The sequence below is a fragment of the Herbiconiux sp. SALV-R1 genome, assembly GCF_013113715.1.
In the GTDB taxonomy this organism is placed as follows: domain Bacteria; phylum Actinomycetota; class Actinomycetes; order Actinomycetales; family Microbacteriaceae; genus Herbiconiux.
Genome location: NZ_CP053344.1, coordinates 2,879,200 through 2,904,088, shown reverse-complemented (window position 1 = coordinate 2,904,088; position 24,889 = coordinate 2,879,200). Strand labels below are relative to the sequence as shown.

Genomic DNA, 24,889 nt, shown 5'->3' with positions numbered 1-24,889 from the left:
CGGGCGCGACGCCCCCCAACGTTCTCCCGCACAAAGTCCGTGATGACCGCAGTCATCACGGACTTTGTCGGGGAGAACCGTGCCGACCCGCCCCCACCCGCCCGCGGCGGTAGGCTCACCGCATGGCATCCGTGCGGCTCGAGCAGCGACAGCGTCAGCCCACCTCGGCGGCGACGTCGTTCGTGCTCATGGCGATCGCCGCGGCGACTGTCGCCTTCGGTGTCGCGGCGGGCATCGCCGACCCGCCGCGCAGCTGGATCTCGTGCATCGTCTTCCTCCTCAGCGTCGGCGTCACCGCCGTCTTCCAGCTGCCGATCGGCCGCGCCGCGGGCCTCCCGCCGATCGGTGTGGCGAGTGCCCTGCTCGTGGTGGGCACGGCCGGCACGAACCCCGTGTTCGACGTGGGCATGTGGGTGCTCGCGTACTTCGTCTCCCGCGCCTTCAGCACGCGCTCGCTGTACCTCTCCGCGCAGTGGTCGGGCGTGGCCACGGTCGGCGCCATCGCCTTCGTCGCCTCGTCGCGCTGGCTGATCGGCCTCGGTGTGAGCGACCTCGCCGCCATCGTCGTGGGCGTCGTGCTCTACGTGCTCGTCGTGCTCGTCATCGAGTTCGTGCGCGAGCGTGGCCGCTGGAGCGTCGACAGCACCTTCGGCTTCAGCGGCCTGAGCCTGTGGCGCCTCGGCGGGGTGCTGGGGCTGAGCGCTCTGGTGGCGCTCGCCGTCTTCGTGACGACGACGGGCATGCTCCGTCTCGTCGACGGCCCCGAGGAGGAGCTGCAGATCGCCCGCGAGACCATCCCGCTGCTGTTGGTCTCCATGGTGTTCTACGGGGCGGCGAAGCGCCGGCAGACCCGGAGCAGCGAGCGCCGGCTGAGCGGCGTGGTCGACGCGGCCCGTGCGCTGCCGTGGAGCACCGAGCAAGACCCGAAGGAGACGATGGTCGACTTCGCGCGCCGCGCCATCGACGCCACCGACTTCGAGATCCGCCGCACCCCTCCGGGCCGCAACGAGATCGGCACGCGGTTCTCCGAGATCGACTCGACCGACCCGCAGCTGAACCCCGAGTCGTTCTCCGAGGCCGAAGACGGGGTCTCGCAGGAGCACCAGCAAGACGCCGTGCAGCCGCCCGAGTACCTCATCGCGAGCCGCAAGAGCGGCGGCTCCCCGTTCACCGCCGACGACGAGCTGGCCCTCGACGCCATCGGGCACATGGCCTCCGAGACCGCCCGCGTGCGCGGCGCCTACGACACGCTGCTCGATCAGGTCGACCGCGACTCGCTCACCGGCCTGCCCAACTACAACGCCTTCCAGCGCTCGCTCGCCCGCCTCAACGAAGACCGTACCTACGCCTCCGGCATCGCGGTGCTCTTCATCGACCTCGACCAGTTCAAGCGCATCAACGACTCCGAGGGGCACCACATCGGCGACGAGGTGCTCTCGGTGGTGGCCACCCGGCTCCGCGCGAGCGTGCGCTCGCACGACTTCGTGGCGCGGGTGGGCGGCGACGAGTTCGTCGTCATCCTCACCAAACTGCAGTCGCTGGCCGAGTCGAAGCAGGTGGCCGACCACATCGTGGCCAACGTCGGCGCCCCCGCCACCCTCGGCGGGCGCGAGTACCGCCCGCTGGTGAGCGTGGGCCTCGCCTACTCCGGCCACCAGGAGACCGACCCGCAGTCGATCGTGGTCGACGCCGACCACTCGATGCTCGCCATCAAGAAGTCGCGCCGGCAGGGCGGCCCGGCGTTCGAGTCGAGCATCGGCATCTCGCCGCACCGCTCGAGCCGCATCAACGAGATCGTGGCGAAGGCCATCGACGACGGCGTGCTCAACGTCGTCTACCAGCCCATCGTGAACACGGTCGACGACGAGATCTGGGCGTTCGAGTCGCTGGTGCGGTACACGCATCCCGAGCTCGGCCGCATCTCGACCTCGTCGCTCATCGAGAAGGCCAAGGGCCTCGGCCGCATGGACCAGCTCACCAAGCAGGTCATCGCCGCCTCTCTGAAGTCGGCCCGCGAGTTCCACAAGGTGGTTCCCGGCATCGCGACGATGACCATCAACCTCGAGGTGGAGCAGATCCGCGACGAGCACGTCGGCGCGTTCCTCAAGGAGATCGTGCCGAAGTACCCCGAGGTCACGCTCTGCCTCGAGCTCAACGAGCGCTCCGTGAAGGACATCGACGACGACCTGCGCCGCCAGGCCGAGCACTTCCGCGAGCTCGGCATGCTCATCGCCCTCGACGACTACGGTTCGGAGGCCTCCTCCGTGGGCGCCCTGGTGCGCATCCCGATGGACATCCTGAAGATCGACCGCTCCCTGGTCGACAATCTCGACGACACCCGTCAGCGCGAGGTCGTGCGCGCCCTGCAGGGCTTCGGCGACGCGTTCGACTACTCGACCATCATCGAGGGGGTCGAGACCCAGGATGCTGTGGACATCTTGGCGGGCATCGGCGTGAAGCACGCCCAGGGCTTCTTCTACGGGCGCCCGATGCCGTTCAACCAGACCATGGCCCGGCTGAAGGCGAACGGCGCGGCGGGAACACCCGGCCGAGACCGCGCCGACCGCGCTGACCGCAGCGACCGCGACCGCGACCGCACACGGGACCGCGCCCGAGAGGCCGGATAGGGCGGGCGGGATAGAGTTGAGCCGAGACCCGCGACAGGAAGAAGGAGCTCCGTGCCACGAGTTCTGCCCCGCATCGGCCTCGCCGTGGCGATCGTCGCGATCGTCGGCGTTCTGGCGGCCATGGTGATCGGCGTCGGAGGCATCCTCTCGCAGGGCGGGGTCGCGAGCGACAACCCCTTCGCCGGCAAGACGCTCTTCGTCGACCCGGCGTCGAAGGCCGCCACTGCCGCCGCCGACGAGAAGAAGGCGGGCGACGACGACGATGCCGCGGTCTTCACGCGCATCGCCGAGGTTCCGACAGCCATCTGGCTGACGCCCGAGAAGCACACCATCGGCGACGTGGGCGACTACGTCGGAGGCCTCGTCGACGAGGCGGCGAAGCTCAAGGCGACGCCCGTGTTCGTGGTCTACGGCATCCCGAACCGCGACTGCGGCAACCAGTCGGCGGGCGGGCTCTCGAACGACGACTACCCCGTGTGGGTGAAGGAGATCGCCGACGGCCTCGAGGGCAGCGGCTCCGTGGTCATTCTCGAGCCCGACGCGCTGGCCCTGGCCGACGAGTGCGACAACGTCGACGAGCGACTCGTGCAGGTGGGCGACTCGGTCGACACGCTCGTGGCGGCGGGCCTCACCGTGTACATCGACGCCGGGCACTCGAACTGGGGCCCGGCCGCCGAGATGGCCGACCTGCTCAACCGGGCGGGCGTCGAGCGGGCGCGCGGCTTCTCGACGAACGTGTCGAACTACAACACCACCGACCGCGAGCAGTACTACGCGAACTCCATCTCGGCGCTCACGAACGGCGCGCACTACGTCATCGACACGGGCCGCAACGGTGCCGGGTCGAACGGCGAGTGGTGCAACCCGCCCGGCCGCGCCCTCGGCTCGACCCCCGAGCCCGCGAAGTCGGGTTCGGCGCAAGACGCCACCCTCTGGGTGAAGCCCCCGGGCGAGAGCGACGGCGAGTGCAACGGCGGGCCGGTAGCAGGCGAGTGGTGGAACGAGAACGCGCTCGAGCTGGCGGCGAACGCCGGCTGGTAGAGCGGATGCGCGCCAGGCTCCCACAAGCGAGGCGCGCTCTGGTCGGCCCAGTGCCGGGCGCCGTCATCCCTTGCTACGATCATGGCAATGGACACGCATGGGGAACGTAGGGTCGCCGTCATCATCGAGGATGACGCCGACATCAGGCACCTTCTCGAGACGGTGCTGAGCCAGGCCGGCTTCGAGGTCGTGGCGACCGGCAACGGTCTCGACGGCGTGCAGGCGGTGCGGGCCTACGACCCGATGGTCACCACGCTCGACGTGAGCATGCCCGGCATCGACGGGTTCGAGGCGGCGAAGCGCATCCGGGCGTTCAGCAACACGTACCTCGTCATGCTGACGGCGCGCGACGAGGAGATCGACACCCTGCAGGGCCTCGAGGCGGGTGCCGACGACTACCTCACGAAGCCCTTCCGGCCGCGCGAGCTGCGCGCGCGGGTCGAGGCGATGATGCGCCGGCCGCGCCAGGTGAACGCGGTCGACGGCTCGGGCCCGGTCGCTCCGATCGCCGCGCCCGCCGCCGCCCCCGCACCGGTGCCGGTGGCTCAGGCCCCCGCCGCGCAGTACGCGCCGCAGGCGCCGGCAGCCGCTCCGGCCGCCGCATACGCCGCGGCTGCACCCGCCCCCGACGCCGCAGCGGGCTCCGCTGCGCCCCTCGCCCCGGCCGCCGCCGCCCCCGAGCCGGCTGCGCCGAAGAGCTACTCGCGCGAAGACGGCTGGCTCGAGCACAACAGCCTGTTCGTGAACTCCGAGATGCGTCTCGCCGAGAAAGACGGCAAGGCGATCGACCTCACCCGCAGCGAGTTCGACCTGCTGAACGCGCTCATGGAGAGCCAGCGCCGCGTGCGCAGCAAGGCCGACCTCGCGCTGCTCCTCCGCGGCGAGAGCTACGTCACCGCCCACTTCGTGAGCGAGGCCGACAAGCGCGCCATCGAGGTGCACATGGCGAACCTGCGCCGCAAGCTCGCCGACAGCATCACCACCCCGCGCTGGATCGAGACCGTGCGCGGTGTCGGCTACCGCCTCGCCGCCTCCGAAGACGACTGACCCGAACCCGCAGGCTTCAGCGACTCGAGCAGCTCGAGCAGCTCGGCGCAGGTGTGCCGCCCCACCTCGTGCAGCCTCGCGAGGTGGGTCATGCATCCGGCGAGGTCTTGCTGTTTCACGGCGGTGTGCACCATGCCGGCGATCGCCTCGAGCGGCCACGCCCCGAGCATGGTGCTCGACGAGCGGATGCTCAGACACACGACATCGGCATCCTCGAAGTCGCGGATGCCGAGTGCTTTCATCAACCTCTGGGATCGGGTCTCCCAGAGGTTGATGAAGTCGTGGACGAAGCGGCCGCGGTGCTCGTCGTCTCCGACGGCGCTGAGGAGGCCGAGGGCCGCCTCGCGGTCGACGAACCGGGTCAAACCTTGTACCCGCGGTAGCGGCGGAGCACCTTGATGACCATGCCGAGGGTCTGGATGATCGTGATGATGCCGAGCACCGGCCAGCCGATCCAGAGGATGGTCGACTGCACGAACGGGGTGAGCTGGAACCAGACCAGCACCATCACGGCCACGACGAGCACGAGGATGACGAGCGGAACGAGGTACCCGTTGCCGCGACCGCGCTCGGCCTTGGCCTGCGCAGCCCAGTTGTCGGTCTGCTTGCGGCTCAGGAACTTGGTCCAGGCCCGGAGGAAGTGCCCGAGTCTCACCCACATGTAGATCTCGGCGGGGAAGAGGGCCAGCGCGAAGAAGATGTCGCGCCCGTTGCGGTTCTTCATCGACAGCGCCGTGCGGAGGTTGAGCAAGATGGCGACCACCGGCGGGATGAGCCAGACGGGGGAGAACACGAACGCGTTGATCGACAGCGACGCGAACAGCAGGATGAAGAACAGCACGCGGGTGACGAGGTTCGTGAGCATCGAGAGGTTCTCGAGCCAGCGCAGGCGGAGGTTCGGGTGGAAGGGCTGCCCCTTCGTGTCGCCGCGCTGCCCGGGCCACATGAGCTCGATGGCGCCGAAGTTCCACTTCACCTGCTGGGCGTCGAGGCCGCGGAGGGTGGTCATGCCGCCCACGTCGGCGCGGGCCTGCGCCGAGATCTTGGTGAGGTAGCCGGCGCTCTTGATCTGGAGCGAGAGCAGCGAGTCCTCGACCTCGGAGTCTTTGACCCACGGGGTGTTCTGGTGGTTCTCGACCATGATCTGGCGGAGCGCCTTGGTGGAGAAGATGGAGAACTGCCCGCCGAGCACCGCCATGTTGCGGCCGCGCAGCATGTTCTGCATGTTGAAGGCCGCGAACTGGAAGCGCTGGCCGGTGATGAGGAACTTGGCGATGAAGCCCTTGATGGGGGCGTCGTCGATCGAGAAGATGGCGGAGATGCCGCCGATGCGCGAGTCGGAGGTGATCTCTTCTGCGAGACGCTCCACAGCATCCGGAGCCGCCGTGGTGTCGCCGTCGACACCGAGCAGGAAGTCGCAGCCCTCGACCAGCTGGTAGCCGTAGTTGAGCGCGCCCACCTTCTTGTCTTTGTTCTTGCCGATGTCGTGAACGTAGACCTCGGTGAACTGCTCGACCCCGTCGACCTCCTTGAGGTGCGGGCCGGCGTACTGCGCGGCGATCTTCACCGTGTCGTCGGTGGTGTTGTTCACCACGACGTGGATGACGTCGGGAAGGCGCGTCTGGTTGAGCAGCGACTCCAGCACGTCGCCGATCGACTCCGCCTCGTTGTAGGCCGGGATGATGCACCCGATCGTGGGGCGGTACGAGGGCAGCGACTCCACCGACTCGATGAAGTCGTTCTGGAACTCGCCCGACTCACCGAGTTCGGTGCGGTCGGTCACGTACGGGTTGATCTCTGACATGGCTCAAGTCTGCGGTATGACCCACAGGGTTCGCACCTGAATGCGCTAGGGTCCGGTCAGGAAAACCTTAAGATTGCATCAGGCGGTACGGGAGAGGGCGTTTCGATGGCAGGCAGGCTGTTCAGGGGCATCGCGGCGGGTGCCCTCGCGCTCGCCACCGTGGCCGGCGTGAGCGCCTGCGGCACCGCCCCGTGGGACCAGTCGCGCTTCAACACGGATGCGCCCGAGACGTCGTCGACGGCCGCCGCGACCCCGACGGCCCGGCCCACCATCACCCCCGTGGTGAACGAGCTCGCCACCGGCAGCGCGAAGCACCTGCTGCAGGCCGGCGACATCGCCATGACCGTCGACTACTACTCGACCCTCAGCATGGACCAATGGACGGCCGAGGCGAACAAGCCCATCACCTTCTCGCTCACCGGTGCCCTCGGCACCGACGATGGTCAGAGCTTCTACCTCTCACGGGTGACCCTCACCCCCGCTGTCGACGGGCCGACGGGCTCGCTGCCCGCCCCCGCCGCCATCACCGACCAGGCCGCCGTGCAGCCGGGGTACTACATCAAGTCGCCCTACAGCTACAGCCAGACCTTCATCCTGCCCGCGCTCGACCCGGCGGCCACCTCGGTGACGCTCTCGTTCACCTACGAGATCCTGCTGCAGACGGCGCCCGGTTCGAACGACTACGCCAAGCAGACCGCCACCGACCAGCTCACTGTGGCGATCGCGCAGACGCCCGACTCGGGCTCGGGCTCGGGCTCGTCCGACGACGACAACTAGCCCCCGTCACGCCCCGGGCTGCGCGATGCCGCGCCCCACGACGATGCTGTTGCCGCCCGCCTCGCGCGCCGCGTGCGTGGCGTCGTCGAGCGCGCGGCGCAGCACCGGCAGCCCGTACCCGTAGCCGTCGGTGTCGACGACCCCGAAGCTGGCGGTGGCACGCAGCGACTGCTGCGGGTCGATCGGCTCGTCGACCAGCGCGGTCTGCAGGCGGATGGCGAGCTGCTCGGCGTCGACCACGTTCTGGGTGACCACGACGATGACGAAGCGGCCCGCCCCGGTGTGGCCGAGCAGCGCCGTCGTGGGCGCGTGGTGCCGCACGATCTGCGCGACCGAGCGGATGGCGGTGTCGCCGAAGGTGCGCCCGAACGCCGTGTTCATCTGCGGCAGGTTGTCGACGTCCATGGCGATCATGGCGAGCCGGTCGCCGTGGAAGGATGCGCGTTCGACCCAGTCGGCCCACTGCTGCATGAAGGGGGCCGCCGAGAGCACCCCCACCACCGAGTGCACGCCGACCGTGACGTCGCCGAGCGCCCGGGCACCCGACCGCTCGGCCTGCAGGATCGACATCGAGATGGTGCCGAGCAGCACCACGACGATGGTGAGGATGACGGTGAGCTCCGAGCTGAAGTACTGCTGGAAGGTCGAGCTGTCGGGCCCGAGGCTCACGAAGATGCCGGTGCGGGCGACGTAGTACGCACACACCGTCCAGAGCGCGAAGCTCATGATGCGGGCGTTCAGGTTGCGCCGCATGCGGGAGCGCATGGTCTCGGCGCCGCCGAGGCCCGCGAACACCGCGACGCCCGCGAACAGCCCCGCCGAGCCCGTCCACAACCCGCCGCCCGGCCCCTCGATCGCCGTGAAGAGCGCGACGAGCCCGCCTCCGGCGAGCACCACCCAGATGAGCGAGGGCCGCCCGTTGAAGACCCGGGCGCCCGACCAGATGGCGCCGATCGAGATGACGTAGGCGGTGTTGCCGATGGCCAGCACCCACCACAGCTCGTCGGCGATGCTCCAGATCGAGAATGACAGGGAGGTGAGCATCGCCGCGATGAAGCCGATGCTCCAGAGCCGGCCCGAGGCGTCGTTGCGCCGCATGGCGGTGTTGAGGATGAAGGCGATTCCGCAGAGGATGATGATGAGGCCGCTGGCGACGAGGAGGGTCTCGAGGTCGAGTGTCATGACGTGAGACCTCCTGATCCGTCGCTCATCCTTCGGCGATGATCGGAGTTTATCGCGCGCGCGGGATCGTCGCCGTGAACGTGGTCCCGACGCCGATCGCGCTCGACACGGTGAGGTCTCCGCCGTGCCTGCGGACGATGTCGCGGCTGATGGTGAGGCCGAGCCCCGAGCCGTGGATGGTCGACTGCCGCACCCCTTCGGCGCGGAAGTAGCGCTCGAACAGCTTCGACTGCTCGAGCTCGGTGAGACCGATGCCGGTGTCGCTGACGACCAGGTCGATGCTGCCCGCGTCGGCCGACACCGACACGTCGACCCTGCCGCCTTCGACGTTGTACTTGATGGCGTTCGAGAGCAGGTTGTCGACCACCTGGCGCAGCCGGAAGCCGTCGGCCTCGAGCGGCATCGGGCCGGCCACGCGGTTGTCGATCTCGATGCCGCGCTCGTCCGCGGCGATGGTCTGCCCCTGGATGGCCTGGGCGACGATCTCGGAGAGGTCGCACTGGCTGAACGACATCACGATCTGCTGCTCCTTCTCGCTGGCCGCCGTGAGCAGGTCGGCGACGAGGGCGAGCAGCCGGTCGGAGTTCGCCGAGGCGACCTCGAGCATCGACCGGGTCGAGGGATCGAGCGTCTCGTCGTCGAGCGCCAGCTCGAGGTAGCCGAGAATCGAGGTGAGGGGTGTGCGCAGCTCGTGCGACACCGAGGCGACCAGGTCGTCGCGGGCGCGGATGGCGTTGATCTCGCTCGTGACGTCGCGCGAGATCATCACGCCGCCGTCGAGCTCGCCGTCGGGCGCGGTGAGCGGGCGTGAGCTCACCGAGAGCGCGATGCGGTGCTCGCCCGGCTGGCCGAGCCACACCACCATGTCGTCGAAGCGCTCGCCGCGGGTGGCCCGGCCGAAGGGCCGCTCGTTGTCGTCGTAGGGGGTCACGCGGTCGGCGCGGTACATCACCGGATGCTCGATGCTGGTCTCGGGGAGGCCGAACTCGGTCTGGTAGTTGCGGTGGGCGCGGTTGACGAGGGTCTGCTTGCCGTCTCGGCCGAAGGCGACGACTCCGAAGGTCACCGCGTTCAGCACCTCGTCGAGCGTCTGCTCCTGGCGCCGGGCGCGGCGCAGCGCGACCTCGAGCAGGTCGGCCTGCTGGCGCAGCAGCCCTCGCTGCGCGGCCGTGCGACTCGAGGTGGCGAGCGTCGTGGTGGCGATGAACGCGAGGGTGATGGGCAGCACGAGCAGCGAACCGATGTTGGCGACGGTGATCGGCAGGTCGCCGATGACGGCGCTCAGCCAGATGAGCACGGCCGAGGTGACCACGCTCACCACGGCGCCGACCAGCCCGAAGTAGCTCGACAGCCAGATCACGGGGAAGACGAGCAGCAGCCCCACGCCGAGCTGCAGGTTGCCCTCGCGCACGAGCATGATGGCGAAGATGTCGATGAGGGGCAGTGCTGCGGCCCACACGCGCGGGATCTTCGACCACGGCACGAGCGCCGCAGCCCCGGTGAGCACGAAGACGATGGCGACCCCGCCGAAGAACCGCACGTCGAGCACCGACGACGGCTGGAATATGTAGGCGGCGCACACCAGCAGGAGCAGTGCCGCCGCGAGGAGCAGCTGCGACTGGAACACGGCGCGGTCGAATCGGGAACGGCGCTCCGTTTCCCTGTCCCCGTTCCCCGCACTCATGATCCGAGGGTACAGGCACGGGCGGCGGCGATTGGCGACCTTTCGGCACGCCGGATATCCTCGTGTGCGGGGGGCTGCCGTGAACGGTTCGGATGCGCAGAGGGTGACTGCGCGATGACGTTGCAGATCGTCGCCGACGTCGACGGCGTCGTCACCAGCCGAGCCCTCGGCCGGGCGGGAGTCTGGCTGTCGTCGGTCTTCCTCGGTGCGACCCTCGCTCTCACGGCCCTGTTCATCCCCGTCACCGGCCACTGGGAGCTGTCGCTCGCCATCGTCGGCCTGCTGGTGACGGCCGGCGGCGTCATCGCGGCGCTTCTCACGCACTCCTTCCTCCGGGCGGTGGCGTACACGATCGCCGCCTGCGCCGGCCTGTACCTCTACGCGCTGCTGGCCACGGGCGTGACTGTGGCCCTGTCGTCGAACCCGCCGTCGAGCGACTACGTGCTGCTCTCGATGCCCGAGCTCGCCGTGCTCGTCGTGGGCATCGCTGCCCGCTCGCTCGCGAGGTCGATCGTGCTGGGCAGCGTCGCCTTCGTCGCCGGCCCCGGGTTCGTGCAGGTCGCCGCGTGGCAGCAGAGCATGCCGCTCGCCGTCGACGTGCCGGTGCTGGCCGCCTACGTGGCACTCGGGTTGTTCGTCTCCGCCCTGTGGATCGGCCGCCGAGACGCCGCCCGCGGCACGGCCATGATGTCGGATGCGGCGCTCGCCGAAGAGCGCGACGTCGCGATGGCCCGCTTCACCGCCCGCGCCTCCACCTGGCTGCACGACACCGTGCTCACCGACCTGCGGGCGCTCGCCGCGAGCGCCCCCGGGGCCATCCCGCCCGCTCAGATGCAGGCCATCGACCGCGACCTGGCCAACCTCGCCGACGTGCGCGTCATTCTCGAGGGTCAGCGACCGGTGGGCTCCTCGCGCAAGCTCGCCAAAGTTCCGCTGCTGGTCGGCCTCGTGCGTGCCGCCGAGCAGATGGGTCTCGCGGTGCGGGTCACCGGAGACATCGACGCCGTCAACGCCCTGAGCGTCTCGGTGGGCCGTGCCGTCGAGCGGGCGGTCGGCGAGTGCCTCGACAACGTGCGGGCGCACTCGGGAGTGGAGGAGGCCGAGATCGCCGTCATGTCGAGCCCGCCGGAGCTCAGCATCATGGTGTCGGATGCGGGGGTGGGCTTCGACGTCGATACCACCGCCGACGACACGGTGGGCCTTCGCATGACCGTGGTCGACACCATCGTCGAGGTCGGCGGTTCGGTGCAGATCTGGTCTCGGCCGGGTGCCGGCACCGCCGTGTTCGTCACGGTGCCGGGGGGTGCCGCGTGAACGTGCGCGAGGCGGCGCTCCGCCCCCCGGCGGGCACCACGGCCCTGCAGCTCGACCCGCTCGCCTCCATCAGTGCGCGCGGCTTCCTCCTCGTGGTGACGGCGGTCTCACTGCTGACGGCGGTGGGGCTCACCGTCGTCGCCGCCGATCAGGTCTCGTCGTGGCCGCTGGCCATCGCGGCGCTCGTCGCCTTGGCGGGGGGCTACGCCTGGTTCATCCGCAGCGCGTTCCGCGTCGACCTCGGTGTCACGAACGACCGGTTCGCCACGGCCTTCGCGCTCATCGCCATCGCCACCGTGCTCAGCTCGCTGAGCTGCATCGGCACGAACCTGTACATCAGAGACGACTGGGGTCTGCTCACCATCGGGCTCGCCATGATGGCGGCCGCCCCCTTCCGCACCTCGGCCGAACTCACCGGGTACACCATCGTCTCCACCGTCCTCTGCACCGTTCTCGCGGCCCTCCACTACTTCTTGAGCTTCGAGAACTCCCTGCCGGTGGCGGTGATCGTGGTGGTCGCCGTGGCGCCGGCGCTCGCGCTCGGCCTCGGGTCGATCGCCTACGCGCAGACCCTGCTGCGCGGCATCTACGCCGAGCGGCTCACGCAGGCCGAGCAGCGCGAGCAGCAGTACGAGGAGGTGCGCAGCCGCTTCATCGACGACGACCTGATGGGCGAGATGGGCGGGTTGCGCGAGGAGATCGTGCCGTTCCTCGCGCGCATCCGTCTCTCGGGAACCCTCAGCGCAGACGACCGTGCGAGGGCGGGCGAGCTCGCCAAGAACCTGCAGGCGGCCATCGCCCAGACGCAGCAGCTCGACTCCCTGGGGGACCACGTCGACGTGCTGATCGACGAGAGCGGGCTCTCGCCGCGACTGCACGAAGACGACCGCGCCACGCTGCGGGCGCTGCTCGTGGCGCTGCGGTCGTCGCAGCACACCAGGCCGGGCTCGCTCATCCTCGAGCTGGTGGAGGGGGAGGAGGACCGCTTCGGCATGGTGCGCTGCGCGAGCCCCGACGTGCGCGCGCTTCGCTCCGACGTGCTCCCGTTCATCAGGATGACCCGGCTGATGCTGCGCTCGACCTCCGAGGAGGTGCAGGGCGAGGAGATGCTGGTGCAGTTCGACATCGACCGCGTCGCCTGAGAGGGCGGCGCGTGCCGGCGCGAAGCGGGAGCCTTACTCCGCGGCCGACGCCTTCGCCATGTCGAGCAGGAAGGTGCGCACCACGAGGGCGGCGCGGGCGTCGAGACCGGTGGCGACGGCCATCATGCGGCGGTGCATCTCGCCGAGGGTCTGGCGCACTTCCTCGTCGGAGCCCGGGGTCGCCGTCACGGCGAGCGAGCGGCGATCGGTGGGGTGCGGCTCACGCGACAGGTGCCCCGACCGGGTGAGGCGGTCGAGCATCACGGTGACGGAGGCCGACTTCATACCCAGGTGCTCGGCCAGTGCTCCGGGTGTCACGACTCGCCCTTCGCGCTGGGCCTTGAGCAGAAAGCGCAGGGCGGTGAGATCGTTCTCGCCCATCTTCATCGACTCGCGGGTGCGGCGACGCATCGCCTCCTCGGCCGCCCGATAGGCGCGCAGCTCGGTCAAGACCTCCAAGCTGCGCCTCGAGGCCGGTCGCTCAGCGTCGCTCATCGCGATCGAAGACGTGCGAGTCGACCTGATCGACCGCATCTCTCATGCGCGTGAGGAACGCCACGACGGTCTCGGCGTCGTCGTCGGAGAGACCTTCGATGATCTGCAGGAGTTCGGGCCGGGCGTCGCCGAGCGTCGCCGCCTCGAGCTCGCTGCTCGGGGTGCTGGGCACGATGATGAGCGCGCGTCTGTCGAAGGGACTGGGCTGACGGGTGAGGTGACCGTTCTTCTCGAGGCGGTCGAGCAGAACGGTGATCGACGCACTCGTGATGCCGAGGTACTGCGCGAGTTCTTTCGGGCCCACCGCCTTGCCCTCCGCGGTGGCCCGCAGCAGGTAGCGCATGGCGATGAGATCGTTCTCGCCCATTCCCATCGACGCTTGGGAGCGACGTCGCATGGCGGACTCGGCGGCGCGGTAGCTGCGCATCGCCTCCAGCACGTCGATTCCGCGCTGGTGTCCGGCATCGTCGGCGTACCAGTAGTGGTTGGCCGACTCGGGGCGGTCGGTGGTCATCCTGCGATTCTAAACCAACTCGTTCTGGAACGGACTACGCGACGGCGAGCAGATCGGCGGGAACGGTGCTCTCGAACGGAGCCCGGAGGAGGGCGGCGGCCTTGCCGAGGCTGAGCGCCTGGCCGGCCTCGACAGCGCGGTCGTACCGCGTGCCCGAGAGGGCGACGTAGATGGAGCCGGCGCGCTCGACGAAGCCGAGGAACCGCTCACCGCACAGCACCTGGTAGACACCCGAGTCGAGGCGGGCGACCGTGTAGGTCTCGCCGTTGGAGATGAGTTTCATGGTGTTCATGACTGCCGCCTCTCGTCGCGTGGTAAGTGATTACTAGATAGCCTAACTAGTAGTTGGCAAAGAATCTTGGGGTTGACGAAATTCGGTCGGATTTGGTACTGCCGGGCCGGGGGATTCCCCGTCGTCCTCCCGCGAATCGGCGAGGTATTCACTACGCTAGCGACACGTGTAGTCGGGGGATCCGATCCCGGCGCCACAGTGTTCTGGAGGTCCAGCCCATGGGTGATGTCTTCTCGACCCACAGCGACGGGGGTGCCGGCTACGCTCAGCAGCGGCGAGCGCGCATCCGAGCATCCGAGGTTCGTCGACGGGTGCTCGACGTCGCTCTGGAGCGGGTGGAGGGCATCGGGCTCACCATCGGGTTCGAGCACATCGTCATGGACGATCTCATCCGCGAAGCGGGGGTTCCCCGCAGCTCGACGTATCGGCTCTGGGACTCGAAGGAGGCGTTCGTCGCCGACCTGCTGGTCGAGATCGCGTCGGAGACCTCGAACAAGCTCGCCGACAACGAGACCCTCGCCATCAGCGAGGGCATCCTGTTCGCCAACATCGACCGGTTGCGCAGCGCCGACGACCGCGTGCGCGTGATGTACGAGGTGATCAGGGTCGCCCTCGAGCACAACTATCGGGCCGTCATCGAGTCGGTGCCGTGGCAGTCGTACGTGGGCCTCTCGGCCACGCTGCTCAGTCAGATGGAGTCGTCGGCACGGCACGACATCGAGCAGGCGCTGCGGTCGGGCAGCTCTGACTTCATCGACCGGATGGCCGAGTTCCATGGCTGGTTCTCGGGAATCCTCGGGTATCGGCTGAAGGCCGAGTGGGAGGGCGACTACCGCCCCTACGCCGTGGTCATCTCGGCGGTCGTCGAGGGCCTCGGCCTCCGCCACCTCGGCAACCCCCAGCTCGTCGACGCCACCTACCGCGGCCCGGCGACCATCGCCTCCGACGACCCGGAGTGGGCCCTGCCGGCCATCGCGCTGGTGGCCATTCTCGAGCGCTTCCTCGAGCAAGACCCCGACTACGACGTCGAGGCCACCGTGGCGCTGCTCGAGGCGATGAAGGCGCAGCGGGAGACGGGGGCGGTCACCGGCATCCCGGGCGGCTCCGAGTCCGACGCGGAGGTGCAGCCCGAGGGCGCGGAGGCGCAGCGCGACGGCGCGGAGGCGCAGGGGGAGGGCGCGGAGGCGCAGCCCGCCGTCGGCTCAGGCCAGAGCGCGAGCTCCGACGGCCCCGACGGCGACCCGCCCGCGCACGGAGTCGGCGTCGCGCACGAGCGCGGCTGACGCGGCGGCGAGCAGCTCCTCGTAGGGCGCCCCCGCGGCCACGACCACGCCGAAGCTCACCGACGATGCGTCTTCGACCTCGGCCGTCGCCGTCTCGTACTCGCGGTGCAGGGCGGTGGCGAGCGCGTGGGCGGTGGCGAGAAGGGGTTCGAGCCCTTCCGTGCCGTCGTCAGTGCCGAACAGCAGCATCCAGCGGTCGCCGTCGACGCCGATCAGGGCGCCCGGGGGAGCGTGGCGAACCACGATGCGCGTGAGAGTGCGCTGCAGACCGCGGCCGTGGGCGACGCCGTAGGCGCCGCGCAAGGGGCCGAGCAGGTCGATCGTTCCCACCAGGAGCGCCGCGCGGGGGAGTTCGGTGAGCCGCTGCCGGGCGAGCTGCTCGAAGGCCTTCGCGCCCAGCACCCGCTCCCGTGCGCCGCTCGCGTCGCGTCGGGTGAGGCCGTGCCGCTCATCCTGCACCCTGATGGCGATGATGCTCCCGCCGCCGAGGAGCACCAGCACGAGATTGATGCTGGTGGCCCCCGCGCTGCCGAAGACGTTCTCGAACAGCGGATGCTCGGGCCCGGTCGCGAGGTAGGCGAGGCTGCGCAGCACCACGTAGACGGTGTGCACGGCGAGGGTCGCGGCGAGCACCCACGCGCCGGCGAAGCGGCGCAGCCGCGGGCGGAGCGACTCCACCACGATGAGCACCGAGAACAGCGCGAGCGCGAGCATCTTCTCGGGGGCGCCCGCCCACTTCGACCCGTCGAGGGAGGGCAGGGCCGAGACGACGCCCACGAGGAGGGTGACGGCGCCGACCCCGAGCGCGAAGGGCCGTCGTCGGTTGAAGGCGCGGCAGCCCATCCAGACCGAGCCCAGCGTGAACACCATGGCCGCGTTGCCGACGGCGACCGACCACCAGATGTCGTGGCTGCTGCCCGACACGTAGTAGGCGACCGAGCAGAGCACCGCCGAGACGAAGGTGAGCGCCCAGTAGCGCCCCGCGTCTTCGGCGGGTCGCCGCAGTTTGTCGACGAAGAACACGGTGGCCAGCGGGATGATCGTGAAGCTCATCACCGCCAGCAACACCGGGTAGTCGAGGCCCATGCAGGCTCCCTCCCCTTACCGGCCCGGGAGGACGCTCAGCCCTGCCGGCTCCGACGACCGCGCGCGGTCGCCCGGCCGACGATCACGAGCGCGACGCCCGCGGCGATCACGACGGCCATGCCGATCAGGCCTCCGGTGGCGCCTGCCCCGTCGGCACCGGTGTCGGCGAGACGGTTGTCGCCGCCGGCGTCGGGAGTGGGAGTCGGGGTGTGAGCGGGTGCGGGAACGGGGAGCGCGGCGAGCGCGTTCACCGCCTCGACCCGGCCGGTGCCGGTCACGTTCTCGTGCGAGACGTTGCGGATGGGCTGCTCGGGCATCGCCGTCGCCGTCGAGACCAGCGCGTGGCGCAGCTGCTCCGCGGTGGCGGCGGGGGAGTACTCGAGGCCCAGTGCTGCGACCGCGCCGGCGTTCGGCGTCGCGGCCGAGGTGCCGCCGAAGCGGAAGTCGCCGGCGGCGGGGTCGGGGAAGAAGGTGGTGAGCGACTGGTCGACCGACACCACGTCGGGCTTCGACCGCGTGACCGGGTCGGCGATCGGCACCGGGGTCGACTTCGTGCCCGTCGCGGGCTCCCAGAGGTAGCGCACGGGGCCGACGCCGGAGTAGTCCTCGATGGTGTCGGGGGTCAGCACCGAGGCCGCGCCCACGGTCAGCACCGACTCGACGGCCGCGTGACCCCAGATGGTGGGGCCGATGGTCACTCCGTCGGCCCAGCCCTGGCCGTCGCCGAGGCTCGACACCGCTCCGTCGTCGAGCATGAACTGGATGCGCACCTCAGGTGTGCCGGGGTCGTAGCCCGCGAGGTGCAGTCTCACCAACGCGAACTGGAAGCCGACCGGGTTCTCGAGGCCCGCATCCGGTGTGAACACGGTCGTGGCGTAGGGGGTGGTGGTCTCTGCCCCCGGGTTCTGCGGCACCAGGGCGGTGCCGTCTTCGTTGAGGGCGATGATCAGGAAGACCGTCTCGACACCCCAGACCGGCTCGGCCCACTGCGCCTTGATCGTGCCCTCCAGGGTGCCCTGCGGTGTCAGCGGGAGGCCCATCGTGGCGCTCAGCAGCGGGTTGTAGCCCTCGCGGGCGAAGTTCTGGCAGTCGACGACGAGCTCGGGCTGCTGCACGACCGCCCGCGCCTCCGCGGCGACGATCTCGGGGCACGAGCCGAAGCTCGAGACCTTCGTCGTCCACGACCCGGTGCTCTGGTTCTGAACGAAGCCGGGCTCGGTGCCCTGGCTGGCCTGGCCGATGCTCGACTGGTTCTGCGCCGCCGAGAGGTAGAGCACGCCCTGCTCATAGGCCTCGCGCGCGGCCGTGCCCACCACGCCCTCCTGGTAGAGCGGCTCGTCGGGGAACATGGCGTCGTCGACGATGATGTCGGCGCCCGCTTTCACCAGCCGCCGGATGTTGTCAACGTAGGCCGCCTCGTTGGCCCCCGCCGTCGCGAACAGGAGCTCGGCGCCCGGTGCCACGCCGTGCACCAGCTGGGCCATGGCCCGGCCTTCGTCGGTGTTGGTGGGCAGCTTCGGGTTGCCGTCTTCGATGATGTCGATGTCGGTGGTGTACCCGCAGGGGTTGGCGCTGCCGGGCAGTGCACCGGCGGCGATGTCCTCCGCCATCGTGCGGTAGGGGTGGGCGACGACGGCGAAGGAGTCGGAGATGATGCCGACCTTCACCCCGGTGCCGTCGACGCCGAAGCGCTCGCGGGCGGCGGCGGAGTTGAGGGCGCCGGGTGCGTCGGCCTCGACGACCAGCGGGTTGCAGGCCGTGTTGCCGGACGAGGCCGGGGTGGAGGCGATCGTCGCGCTCGCCGAGTGGCCGAGCACGGCCTGCCGCACAGGGCTGACCGAGATCACGCCGGGCAGGGCGGCGAGCTGCTCGAACGCCGTCGGTGCGGCGGTGACGACGATGGTGGGCTGCGAGGTCGTGACGGTGAGGATCTCGCCGAGGCCGGCCACCGCATCCTGAGCTGCGTCGAGCGCATCGGCGCTCGCGAACAGCACGGAGACCGGGGTGCGGCCCTGGTCGTCGAAGGTGAGGCCGAGGGTGGGGTCGAGCGTCGCACTCGTCGCGACGCCCTCGCCAGCGCCTTCGGTGCCCGCGGCCTCGTCGGCGAGCAGGGCGAGGCTCTGCGCGAGCACCTCGACCTGTGGCGCGGGCGCGGGGGCGGGCGGCGTGGTCGTCGCGAACGCGGGGGCCGCGCCGGCGGCCGTGAGCAGAAGGCCGAGGCCCAGTGCGGTGGCGGCGGTGCCGAGCACCCCGCGGCGTGAACGGCGCGCCCCGGCGCCGGTCGAGTCGGTCATCTCGTGTCCATTCCCCCTGTGTCGCGCATCGCTGCGCACTCGATCGTAGCGAGGGCGGGAGGCGCGTTGGGGCGGGAACGTGATTCCCCGTGATGCACCGGATGCTCGGTTTAACGACACATGACATCACGAGAACGACGTGGTTCTCGGCTCGCATTCAGGTGCCTGCGGGGTCGCGGTGAGGCTGGTGCACCAGGCGGTGGAACGACCGCCGACCAGCCCGACACATCCGTTTGATCTCAGGGGAATCCATGACTGAACTCGAGCCCACCGGCACCGACCTGAAGAGCGGCGTCGACCGCCGCACCGTGATGAAGGGAGCCGCCTGGTCGCTTCCCGTCATCGCCCTCGCCGTGGCGACTCCTGCCGCTTCGGCGTCGGGCACCACCGACATCGGCGCGTTCGCCCTCAACGGCTCCTGCGGCACGCTCGGCGTGCTCGGCCCCGGCTTCACGCTGACGGCCAGCGCCACGGCGCCCATCCCGGCCGGCACCACGGTGCTCGTCAACGGCACCGGCGTCGCCAACATCGGCGTCTTCTCGGTCTCGGGCGGCACCGCGAACGTGGCGGTGCTGAGCGGCACCAGCCGTCTCATCACCCTCACCTCGGCCGTGCCCGCGGGCGCCACCATCGCGTTCCGCACCACGCTGTCGATCACCGTCGCGTTCACCCTGAACGGAACGGCGACCCTTCCCACCGGCTACGTCGGCACGGGTGGCAAGCCGGCCGGTTCGGTCACCTCGACCCTGGTGCTCTGCTCCACCACCTGATCAGCGCCAGAACGCCGTGGCCGCCCGCGATCGTCATGATCGTCGGCGGCCACGGCCGTCTCCGGCCCCGCGAACCGTGCCCGCTCCCGCGGTCGACTCCAGGAGAGACCCCCATGACCACCGCCGTCGGCACCGCGCTCGCGCTCGTGATCGCCGTCACCTTCGCGTGGAGCGGCGTGGCGAAGCTGCGCTCGCCCGCGGCGACGAGGGAAGCGCTCGTGGCTTTCGGGGTGCCGAGGAGTGCCGTCGCGTGGGGTGCGTGGGCGGTGCCGATCGTCGAGTGCGCGATCGCGGTGCTGCTGCTCGCCGCTCCCGGTCTCGTGTTCGTCGCCGCTGCCGTCGGCGCGGTCGGGCTGCTCGTGGTGTTCTCGGCGGCCGTGCTGCGAGTCATCCGCGCCGGCGAGGCGGTGCACTGCAACTGCTTCGGGGCTGCGTCGGCGGCGCCCGTCACGGGGGCCACCCTCGCGCGAAACGGTGCGCTCGTCGTCGTCGCGGCGGGAGCGCTGGGGTTGGGAGGTGGCGCGGTCGTGCCAGCTCTCGTCGTGTTCTCGCCCGCGCAGTGGGCAGCGTTCTTCGGCACCACCACACTGGTGCTCGCGGTGGTGGCCGTGGTGGCAGTCGTGGGGCGTGCCCGGGGTGGCCGAGGCTCGAACCCGGCGCAGGCGCGCCGCGGGGCGGGGGTGACCGCCTCGTCGGGCTCGGGCTCGGGCTCGGGCTTGGGGCCGACGTCGGGCTCCGCGCCGGGTCTGGCGTCGGCGGGCCTGGCACCCGGCCGCGACGGCGCCGAGTGGCCCGTACCCGATCTCGAGGTCACCGACCCGCGAGGCCGGGCCGTGGAGCTCGCGTCGATCGCGGCTGCCCGCCCGACGCTGCTCGTGCTGCTCTCGGCCGACTGTGCCCCCTGCGCGACGATCGCCGCTCGGCTCGACGGGTGGAGCGAGGCGGTGGGCGCATCCGTCGGTGTCGCGGTGCTCACCTCTGCCGAGCCGCAGGTGTTCGCCGACCGCTACCCGCACCTCGCAGCGCCGGTCTTCTACGGGGCCAGGTCGCTGATGAGGGCGGGGGAGATCGCCGGTTACCCGGCCGCGCTGCTGCTCACGCCGGCGCGCACGGTGGCCGCGGGGCCTGCTCAGGGGAGCGAGGAGGTGGGGGAATTGCTGAGGGTGATCGGCCGTGTCATCGGAGTCAATACCGACGAATTACCGGTTTCACACCATGAAATCGCCACCTGATGATCAGATTGACGCCAGGCGTCGGCTCCCGGGGCTCCCCGGAAACCACATGTGCACAGCAGCAGAGGGAACGATAGAGTTCCACGGGTTCATGAACGGGGTAATTCATGAGTACGACTGACTCACAGCTCAGAAGAGCGGTGACCGACCTCCCCAGGCCGTCGATGCGCGGCACCATCAAGATCGGCGACACCGAGGTGTCGCTGCTCGAGATTCCGGCCGGCGGTACGCCGCTGCGCAAGATCTGCCGCACCACGCCCACCTCGATCGAGATCGTGTTCCCGCTCGACACCACGATCGTGGTGCGCGACGAGGAGAGGGAGGAGAGCGCGGTGCGCGCCGACGAGGCGCTCGTGCTGATCGGCGCCCGCCGCTACGCGGTGTTCTCGGCGCAGCGCTCGGTAGCGATCGCGGTGACGGTTCCGCAACTGGCGGTCGACGAGTACGTGACGGATACGGGGCGGTCGACGATCATCCGCGATTCGGCGGTGCTGGGGCCGGTCAAGAAGTTCCTCGCCGGTGTGATGGAGACGCCGGGCGAGCTCGAGCGACTGTCGGCGTACTTCCTCGAGAAGCTGCTGTGGGAGATGACGGCGTCGCTGCTCCTGGAGAACCGTGGGGCCGGGGGCATCGCCGCGCCCGCACCCGGGCTGCTCGATCGTGCGATGGCGCAGATCGCCGCCTACCGCACCGACCAGAGCCTCACGCCGACGGTGCTCGCGCAGAGCCTTAGCATCTCGATGCGGCAGCTGCAGCGCATCTTCTCGAGCATCGGGTCGACGCCGTCGCGCGAGATCCGCCGGCACCGTGCCGAGCTCGCCGTCTCGATGCTGAAGAACCCCGCGTTCCGGGTGCTCAACATCACCCAGGTCGCCCACCACAGCGGCTTCGCCGACGCGGCCGATCTGCGCCGCGCGTTCGAGGCGCTGGGGTACTGCACCCCCTCCCAATTGCGGGCTCGCGGGGCCTGACCTTCACGCGGTACCCTCGGCGCGTGGGGGAGACCCGGGGTGACGGCGGCGGCAGCGCCGACACGGCGGCGATCGACGAGCGGATCGCCGCGGTGGCACGCGACGTGTTCGGCTGGGAGGCGCTCCGGCCGGGGCAGCTCATCGCGGTGCGGGCCGTGGTGCAGGGGCATGACGCGCTCGCCGTGATGCCGACCGGGTACGGCAAGTCGGCCATTTACCAGCTCGCGGGGCACCTGCTCGACGGGCCCACAGTCGTCGTGTCTCCGCTCATCTCGTTGCAGGTCGATCAGGTGCGCAGCATCCGTTCCCGCACTGGCGACGAGCACGAGGCCGTCGCCGTGAACTCTGGTCGCTCGAAGCGGGCCAACGACGAAGCGTGGGTGTCGGTGGCGAACGGGGCGACGGAGTTCGTCTTCCTCGCGCCGGAGCAGCTGGCGCGCGACAAGGTGGTCGAGCGGCTGCGCGATCTCGGGGTGAGTCTGTTCGTGGTCGACGAGGCGCACTGCGTCACGGCGTGGGGGCGCGACTTCCGGCCGGCGTATCTGCGTCTGGGGTCGGTCATCCGCCGGCTGGGTGGGCCGCGCATCCTGGCGCTCACCGCCACCGGGTCGGCGCCCGTGCGCGACGAGATCGTCGAGCGGCTCGGCCTGCGCGACCCGGAGGTGTTCGTGCACGGGTTCGATCGGCCGAACATCCGGCTCGCCGTCGAACGGCACGAGAGCGAGCATGAGAAGGAGCGCGCGGTGCTTGAGCAGGTGGCGGCGCTCACGCCGCCCGGGCTGGTGTACCTCGCGACGCGGGCCGACACCGAGCGGGTGGCCCGCGCGCTCGGCGACCTCGGTCTGCGGGCTGCCGCCTACCACGGCGGGCTCGGTGCGCGCGAGCGCACGGAGGTGCACGAGCTGTTCCAGGCGGGCGGGCTCGACGTGGTGGTGGCGACCTCGGCGTTCGGCATGGGCATCGACAAGGCGGATGTGCGGTTCGTCGTGCACGGCGACGTCACGGAATCGCTCGACAGCTACTACCAAGAGCTCGGGCGGGCGGGCCGCGACGGAGGGCCCGCGCTTGCGACGCTGCACTATCGGGCAGAAGACCTCGGGCTGCGGCGGTTCTTCGCCGGCGGGCGGGTGTCGGAGGAGCGAGTCGAGGATGTGGTGGGGGCGTTGGTTGCGGGCGGGCCTGCTGTTCATAACGTGTCTGAGCTCGTCGCCGCGACCGGCCTGCCCGAGCGTGCCGTCGAGAACATCGTGAACCTGCTCGTCGAGACGGGGCACCTCACCGAGGAGGGTGGGGGAGTCGTGCTCGCGGCCGCCGTCACCCAGGAGGTGGCGTTCGCCGCCGTCACGGCGGCCCGCGAGCGCCAGGAGCGCATCGACACTTCCCGCATCTCCCTCATGCAGGGCTACGCCGAAACCCGCGGCTGCCGCCGCCAGTTCCTCCTCTCCTACTTCGGCGACGACCTCACCACCCCCTGCGGCAACTGCGACGTCTGCACCCACCGCGGCTGGGGCGCGGGCGGCACGGATTCGCACACGGGCATGACCGACGACGCATCCGCTGCTTTTCCCACCACGGTCGCCACGCCGCCGTTCGCCGACGGCGACGACGTCGTGCACGCCACCTGGGGCCCCGGCCAGATCGTCTCCCTCGACGGCGACCGCCTCACCGCCTACTTCCCCACCCAGGGCTACAAAGTCCTCTCCCTCCAAGCCGTCCTCGCCCGCAACCTCCTCCGCCCCGCGTGACCGGCCCACCCGTCGCACCCGAAGAACTGGCCGCCTCGCCGTTCCAGACGGCGCGCCGAGAACCGTCTGTAGGCTGGCCCGATGAGGCTGCCCATCAAAGCGACGTTGCTGGCCGGCATCCCCCTCGTCATCATGACGGCCATCGGCATCGCACTCCTCGCCCAGGGCGAGCACGAAGACGGGCGGGCGACCCTCGCCGTCGGGGTGATCGTCGCGGCAACGGCCGGCGCATCCGTCGTCTATCAGGTCGAGCGGTGGAGCCTGCGTACGCAGACCCTGGTGCACTTCGGAATCATGGTGGTGACCGTGCTGCCGGCGCTGCTGCTCAGCGGATGGTTCCCGCTCGACACCGTGTGGGGCTACCTCGCCGTCATCGCGACGTTCTTGGCTGCGGGCCTCGTGCTCTGGACCATCTTCTACGTCATCTTCGTCAAGATCGGCCCCCGCCGAAGCGCGGCACCTACCTCTCCGACACGTCCTCGATGAACCCCCGCAGGTCGGCCACGACGTCTTCGAGGTCGACCTCCTTCTCCGCCGCGAGGTGCGCCGCGAGCCACGAGATGCACACCACCGCCGCGCCCACCACATCGCTCGCCTCGGGCTGTTCGGCGCCGCTGCCGTCACCCCCGGCACCCTGCGTCAGCGCCTCGAGCGCAACGGCCATCGCCGAGATGTTGGCCTCCATCGACTGACCGCTGCTCTGCGAGATGACCGCGTCGAGCAGTACCCGCGCGGCGGTGGCACCGAGCCGGGGAATGTGAGCGTCGTCTGTCACGTATCACCTCATGAAAATCGTGGTGTCAACGATACGCTTCGTCTGGCCCCTCTCAGACGCCGCGATTATCCGCAAAACGTCCGATCGCTGCGAGAATGCCGACCGATTCCAGCGACAGTCTGGATATCGCTGTGGCACCGGGTGAATTAAGTGCATGCTGGGTGAACGCCCAGCGATTCCCGTGTACCTATTGTGCACGTGTCGAGTAGTGAGACGTACTTTCGACAACCGCTGGCCGATACGGAGACGAACCGATGACCCAGCCCTCAGGCCCGCAAGCACCTTCGGACGAGCCCGACGACTTCGAGCCTCCCACGACAGAAGAGCACCGGATGCGCGACGCCGCCTCCTGGATGTCCCGCGTCGTCGCCCGCGTACCCGACCCGCAACGACCGCCGCTCCCCGGCATCGTCAGCCCGCTCTCGTTCGCAGCCGATTTCGCCGTCAATGCGAACGCGGGCATCGTCAGCGTCACCCTCGGCAACGGCCGGGTGCGGCTGAGCGGCGGCGGCCTCGGCCCGTCCTCCGGACCCCTCCGCATGTCACTGCGCTGGGCGGAGGGCTTCCTCGCCCACGGCCTCGTCGTCGACGACGTGCTCGACGGTGGCTGGCGCGTCGTGTCGGTCTCCGACCGCGGCGCCGAGTTCACCGGCCCCGAGCTCGCCTCGAGCGCGCGAGAGGTCGAGGTGCCCACCATCACCATCCTCAAGACCGCCGAGCCCGACCCCACCGACGAGTTCACCGCCCGCGTCTGGGGCGAGGCCCCAGAATGCCGCGGTGCCAGCATCCGCGGCTGGTCCTGCACGGAATAGCA

General features: G+C 70.1%; 23 protein-coding genes. 13 read left to right on the top strand and 10 right to left on the bottom strand.

Going from position 1 to position 24,889, the window contains the following annotated elements:
• The first annotated feature begins 122 nt into the window (after positions 1-122).
• The 3 genes from HL652_RS13930 to HL652_RS13920 all read left to right on the top strand — a co-directional run bounded on the left by HL652_RS13930 (position 123) and on the right by HL652_RS13920 (position 4,715).
• Positions 123-2,627 (top strand): putative bifunctional diguanylate cyclase/phosphodiesterase, encoded by a 2,505-nt coding sequence (locus tag HL652_RS13930; RefSeq protein ID WP_171705877.1) that lies wholly within the window; start codon positions 123-125, stop codon positions 2,625-2,627.
• Positions 2,628-2,678: 51 nt separating this feature from the next.
• A complete protein-coding gene (locus HL652_RS13925) occupies positions 2,679-3,668 on the top strand; it encodes a glycoside hydrolase family 6 protein (protein ID WP_253743291.1) in 990 nt (329 codons plus the stop codon).
• 87 nt (positions 3,669-3,755) lie between these two features.
• Positions 3,756-4,715 (top strand): response regulator transcription factor, encoded by a 960-nt coding sequence (locus HL652_RS13920; protein ID WP_216603897.1) that lies wholly within the window; start codon positions 3,756-3,758, stop codon positions 4,713-4,715.
• On the opposite strand, the gene HL652_RS13915 is transcribed toward HL652_RS13920, so the two are convergent.
• Both HL652_RS13915 and HL652_RS13910 read right to left on the bottom strand, forming a co-directional pair.
• Positions 4,685-5,080, bottom strand: a complete 396-nt coding sequence (locus HL652_RS13915; RefSeq protein WP_171705875.1) for a hypothetical protein — start codon at positions 5,078-5,080, stop codon at positions 4,685-4,687. The two genes, HL652_RS13920 and HL652_RS13915, sit on opposite strands and share 31 nt — an antisense overlap.
• Positions 5,077-6,519, bottom strand: a complete 1,443-nt coding sequence (locus HL652_RS13910; RefSeq protein WP_171705874.1) for a glycosyltransferase family 2 protein — start codon at positions 6,517-6,519, stop codon at positions 5,077-5,079. Before HL652_RS13910 ends, HL652_RS13915 begins: the two co-directional genes overlap by 4 nt.
• A gap of 105 nt (positions 6,520-6,624) precedes the next feature.
• Here HL652_RS13910 and HL652_RS13905 point away from each other — a divergent pair, with 105 nt between their 5' ends.
• A complete protein-coding gene (locus HL652_RS13905) occupies positions 6,625-7,296 on the top strand; it encodes a hypothetical protein (RefSeq protein ID WP_171705873.1) in 672 nt (223 codons plus the stop codon).
• 6 nt (positions 7,297-7,302) lie between these two features.
• On the opposite strand, the gene HL652_RS13900 is transcribed toward HL652_RS13905, so the two are convergent.
• Together HL652_RS13900 and HL652_RS13895 are read right to left on the bottom strand one after the other, a co-directional pair.
• Complete coding sequence (locus tag HL652_RS13900) at positions 7,303-8,478, bottom strand: GGDEF domain-containing protein (RefSeq protein WP_171705872.1); 1,176 nt, start codon at positions 8,476-8,478, stop codon at positions 7,303-7,305.
• Positions 8,479-8,527: 49 nt separating this feature from the next.
• Positions 8,528-10,162 carry a sensor histidine kinase gene (locus HL652_RS13895; protein WP_171705871.1) on the bottom strand — a complete coding sequence of 545 codons (1,635 nt, stop codon included), beginning with the start codon at positions 10,160-10,162 and terminating at the stop codon, positions 8,528-8,530.
• A 114-nt stretch (positions 10,163-10,276) separates the two neighbouring features.
• On the opposite strand from HL652_RS13895, the gene HL652_RS13890 reads away from it, so the two are divergent.
• Both HL652_RS13890 and HL652_RS13885 read left to right on the top strand, forming a co-directional pair.
• Entirely contained in the window at positions 10,277-11,476 is a 1,200-nt protein-coding gene (locus HL652_RS13890) for a sensor histidine kinase (RefSeq protein WP_171705870.1), read from the top strand.
• A complete protein-coding gene (locus tag HL652_RS13885) occupies positions 11,473-12,618 on the top strand; it encodes a hypothetical protein (protein ID WP_171705869.1) in 1,146 nt (381 codons plus the stop codon). Before HL652_RS13890 ends, HL652_RS13885 begins: the two co-directional genes overlap by 4 nt.
• A 33-nt stretch (positions 12,619-12,651) precedes the next feature.
• On the opposite strand, the gene HL652_RS13880 is transcribed toward HL652_RS13885, so the two are convergent.
• Genes HL652_RS13880 through HL652_RS13870 form a run of 3 tightly spaced genes read right to left on the bottom strand, consistent with a single transcriptional unit; the run spans position 12,652 to position 13,919 of the window.
• Positions 12,652-13,068, bottom strand: coding sequence for a MarR family winged helix-turn-helix transcriptional regulator (locus HL652_RS13880; protein WP_253743289.1), 417 nt, complete (start codon positions 13,066-13,068; stop codon positions 12,652-12,654).
• A gap of 31 nt (positions 13,069-13,099) precedes the next feature.
• Positions 13,100-13,627, bottom strand: a complete 528-nt coding sequence (locus HL652_RS13875) for a MarR family winged helix-turn-helix transcriptional regulator (protein WP_171705867.1) — start codon at positions 13,625-13,627, stop codon at positions 13,100-13,102.
• A 34-nt stretch (positions 13,628-13,661) separates the two neighbouring features.
• Entirely contained in the window at positions 13,662-13,919 is a 258-nt protein-coding gene (locus HL652_RS13870; RefSeq protein ID WP_171705866.1) for a hypothetical protein, read from the bottom strand.
• A 218-nt stretch (positions 13,920-14,137) separates the two neighbouring features.
• Between HL652_RS13870 and HL652_RS13865 the strand changes: the two genes are divergently transcribed.
• Positions 14,138-15,202: a TetR/AcrR family transcriptional regulator gene (locus HL652_RS13865; protein ID WP_171705865.1), complete on the top strand. Its 1,065-nt coding sequence runs from the start codon at positions 14,138-14,140 to the stop codon at positions 15,200-15,202.
• On the opposite strand, the gene HL652_RS13860 is transcribed toward HL652_RS13865, so the two are convergent.
• Together HL652_RS13860 and HL652_RS13855 are read right to left on the bottom strand one after the other, a co-directional pair.
• Entirely contained in the window at positions 15,122-16,288 is a 1,167-nt protein-coding gene (locus tag HL652_RS13860) for a hypothetical protein (protein ID WP_171705864.1), read from the bottom strand. The genes HL652_RS13865 and HL652_RS13860 overlap by 81 nt on opposite strands.
• A gap of 35 nt (positions 16,289-16,323) precedes the next feature.
• Positions 16,324-18,582 carry a S8 family serine peptidase gene (locus HL652_RS13855; protein WP_171705863.1) on the bottom strand — a complete coding sequence of 753 codons (2,259 nt, stop codon included), beginning with the start codon at positions 18,580-18,582 and terminating at the stop codon, positions 16,324-16,326.
• 251 nt (positions 18,583-18,833) lie between these two features.
• On the opposite strand from HL652_RS13855, the gene HL652_RS13850 reads away from it, so the two are divergent.
• From HL652_RS13850 to HL652_RS13830, 5 genes are all read left to right on the top strand, one after another.
• Positions 18,834-19,352: a hypothetical protein gene (locus HL652_RS13850; protein WP_171705862.1), complete on the top strand. Its 519-nt coding sequence runs from the start codon at positions 18,834-18,836 to the stop codon at positions 19,350-19,352.
• A 113-nt stretch (positions 19,353-19,465) separates the two neighbouring features.
• Complete coding sequence (locus HL652_RS13845; RefSeq protein ID WP_171705861.1) at positions 19,466-20,584, top strand: MauE/DoxX family redox-associated membrane protein; 1,119 nt, start codon at positions 19,466-19,468, stop codon at positions 20,582-20,584.
• Between the two features lie 140 nt (positions 20,585-20,724).
• A complete protein-coding gene (locus tag HL652_RS13840; RefSeq protein ID WP_171705860.1) occupies positions 20,725-21,555 on the top strand; it encodes a helix-turn-helix domain-containing protein in 831 nt (276 codons plus the stop codon).
• Positions 21,556-21,578: 23 nt separating this feature from the next.
• Positions 21,579-23,300: a RecQ family ATP-dependent DNA helicase gene (locus tag HL652_RS13835; protein ID WP_253743283.1), complete on the top strand. Its 1,722-nt coding sequence runs from the start codon at positions 21,579-21,581 to the stop codon at positions 23,298-23,300.
• Positions 23,301-23,381: 81 nt separating this feature from the next.
• A complete protein-coding gene (locus HL652_RS13830) occupies positions 23,382-23,786 on the top strand; it encodes a DUF3021 domain-containing protein (protein WP_171705859.1) in 405 nt (134 codons plus the stop codon).
• Here HL652_RS13830 and HL652_RS13825 read toward each other — a convergent pair.
• On the bottom strand, positions 23,761-24,075 hold the full coding sequence (locus tag HL652_RS13825) for a hypothetical protein (protein ID WP_171705858.1): 315 nt from the start codon (positions 24,073-24,075) through the stop codon (positions 23,761-23,763). The genes HL652_RS13830 and HL652_RS13825 overlap by 26 nt on opposite strands.
• Positions 24,076-24,329: 254 nt before the next feature.
• Between HL652_RS13825 and HL652_RS13820 the strand changes: the two genes are divergently transcribed.
• Positions 24,330-24,887 carry a hypothetical protein gene (locus HL652_RS13820; protein ID WP_171705857.1) on the top strand — a complete coding sequence of 186 codons (558 nt, stop codon included), beginning with the start codon at positions 24,330-24,332 and terminating at the stop codon, positions 24,885-24,887.
• Positions 24,888-24,889: the final 2 nt, after the last annotated feature.

What these genes read in the sequence shown, in the direction of transcription:
- HL652_RS13865 (WP_171705865.1), top strand. Translation starts at nt 14,138, where the DNA reads ATGGGTGATGTCTTCTCGACCCACAGCGACGGGGGTGCCGGCTACGCT.
- HL652_RS13900 (WP_171705872.1), bottom strand. Translation starts at nt 8,478, where the DNA reads ATGACACTCGACCTCGAGACCCTCCTCGTCGCCAGCGGCCTCATCATC.
- HL652_RS13860 (WP_171705864.1), bottom strand. Translation starts at nt 16,288, where the DNA reads ATGGGCCTCGACTACCCGGTGTTGCTGGCGGTGATGAGCTTCACGATC.
- HL652_RS13820 (WP_171705857.1), top strand. Translation starts at nt 24,330, where the DNA reads ATGACCCAGCCCTCAGGCCCGCAAGCACCTTCGGACGAGCCCGACGAC.
- HL652_RS13875 (WP_171705867.1), bottom strand. Translation starts at nt 13,627, where the DNA reads ATGACCACCGACCGCCCCGAGTCGGCCAACCACTACTGGTACGCCGAC.
- HL652_RS13920 (WP_216603897.1), top strand. Translation starts at nt 3,756, where the DNA reads ATGGACACGCATGGGGAACGTAGGGTCGCCGTCATCATCGAGGATGAC.
- HL652_RS13930 (WP_171705877.1), top strand. Translation starts at nt 123, where the DNA reads ATGGCATCCGTGCGGCTCGAGCAGCGACAGCGTCAGCCCACCTCGGCG.
- HL652_RS13895 (WP_171705871.1), bottom strand. Translation starts at nt 10,162, where the DNA reads ATGAGTGCGGGGAACGGGGACAGGGAAACGGAGCGCCGTTCCCGATTC.
- HL652_RS13855 (WP_171705863.1), bottom strand. Translation starts at nt 18,582, where the DNA reads ATGACCGACTCGACCGGCGCCGGGGCGCGCCGTTCACGCCGCGGGGTG.
- HL652_RS13870 (WP_171705866.1), bottom strand. Translation starts at nt 13,919, where the DNA reads ATGAACACCATGAAACTCATCTCCAACGGCGAGACCTACACGGTCGCC.
- HL652_RS13850 (WP_171705862.1), top strand. Translation starts at nt 18,834, where the DNA reads ATGACTGAACTCGAGCCCACCGGCACCGACCTGAAGAGCGGCGTCGAC.
- HL652_RS13830 (WP_171705859.1), top strand. Translation starts at nt 23,382, where the DNA reads ATGAGGCTGCCCATCAAAGCGACGTTGCTGGCCGGCATCCCCCTCGTC.
- HL652_RS13890 (WP_171705870.1), top strand. Translation starts at nt 10,277, where the DNA reads ATGACGTTGCAGATCGTCGCCGACGTCGACGGCGTCGTCACCAGCCGA.
- HL652_RS13845 (WP_171705861.1), top strand. Translation starts at nt 19,466, where the DNA reads ATGACCACCGCCGTCGGCACCGCGCTCGCGCTCGTGATCGCCGTCACC.
- HL652_RS13910 (WP_171705874.1), bottom strand. Translation starts at nt 6,519, where the DNA reads ATGTCAGAGATCAACCCGTACGTGACCGACCGCACCGAACTCGGTGAG.
- HL652_RS13905 (WP_171705873.1), top strand. Translation starts at nt 6,625, where the DNA reads ATGGCAGGCAGGCTGTTCAGGGGCATCGCGGCGGGTGCCCTCGCGCTC.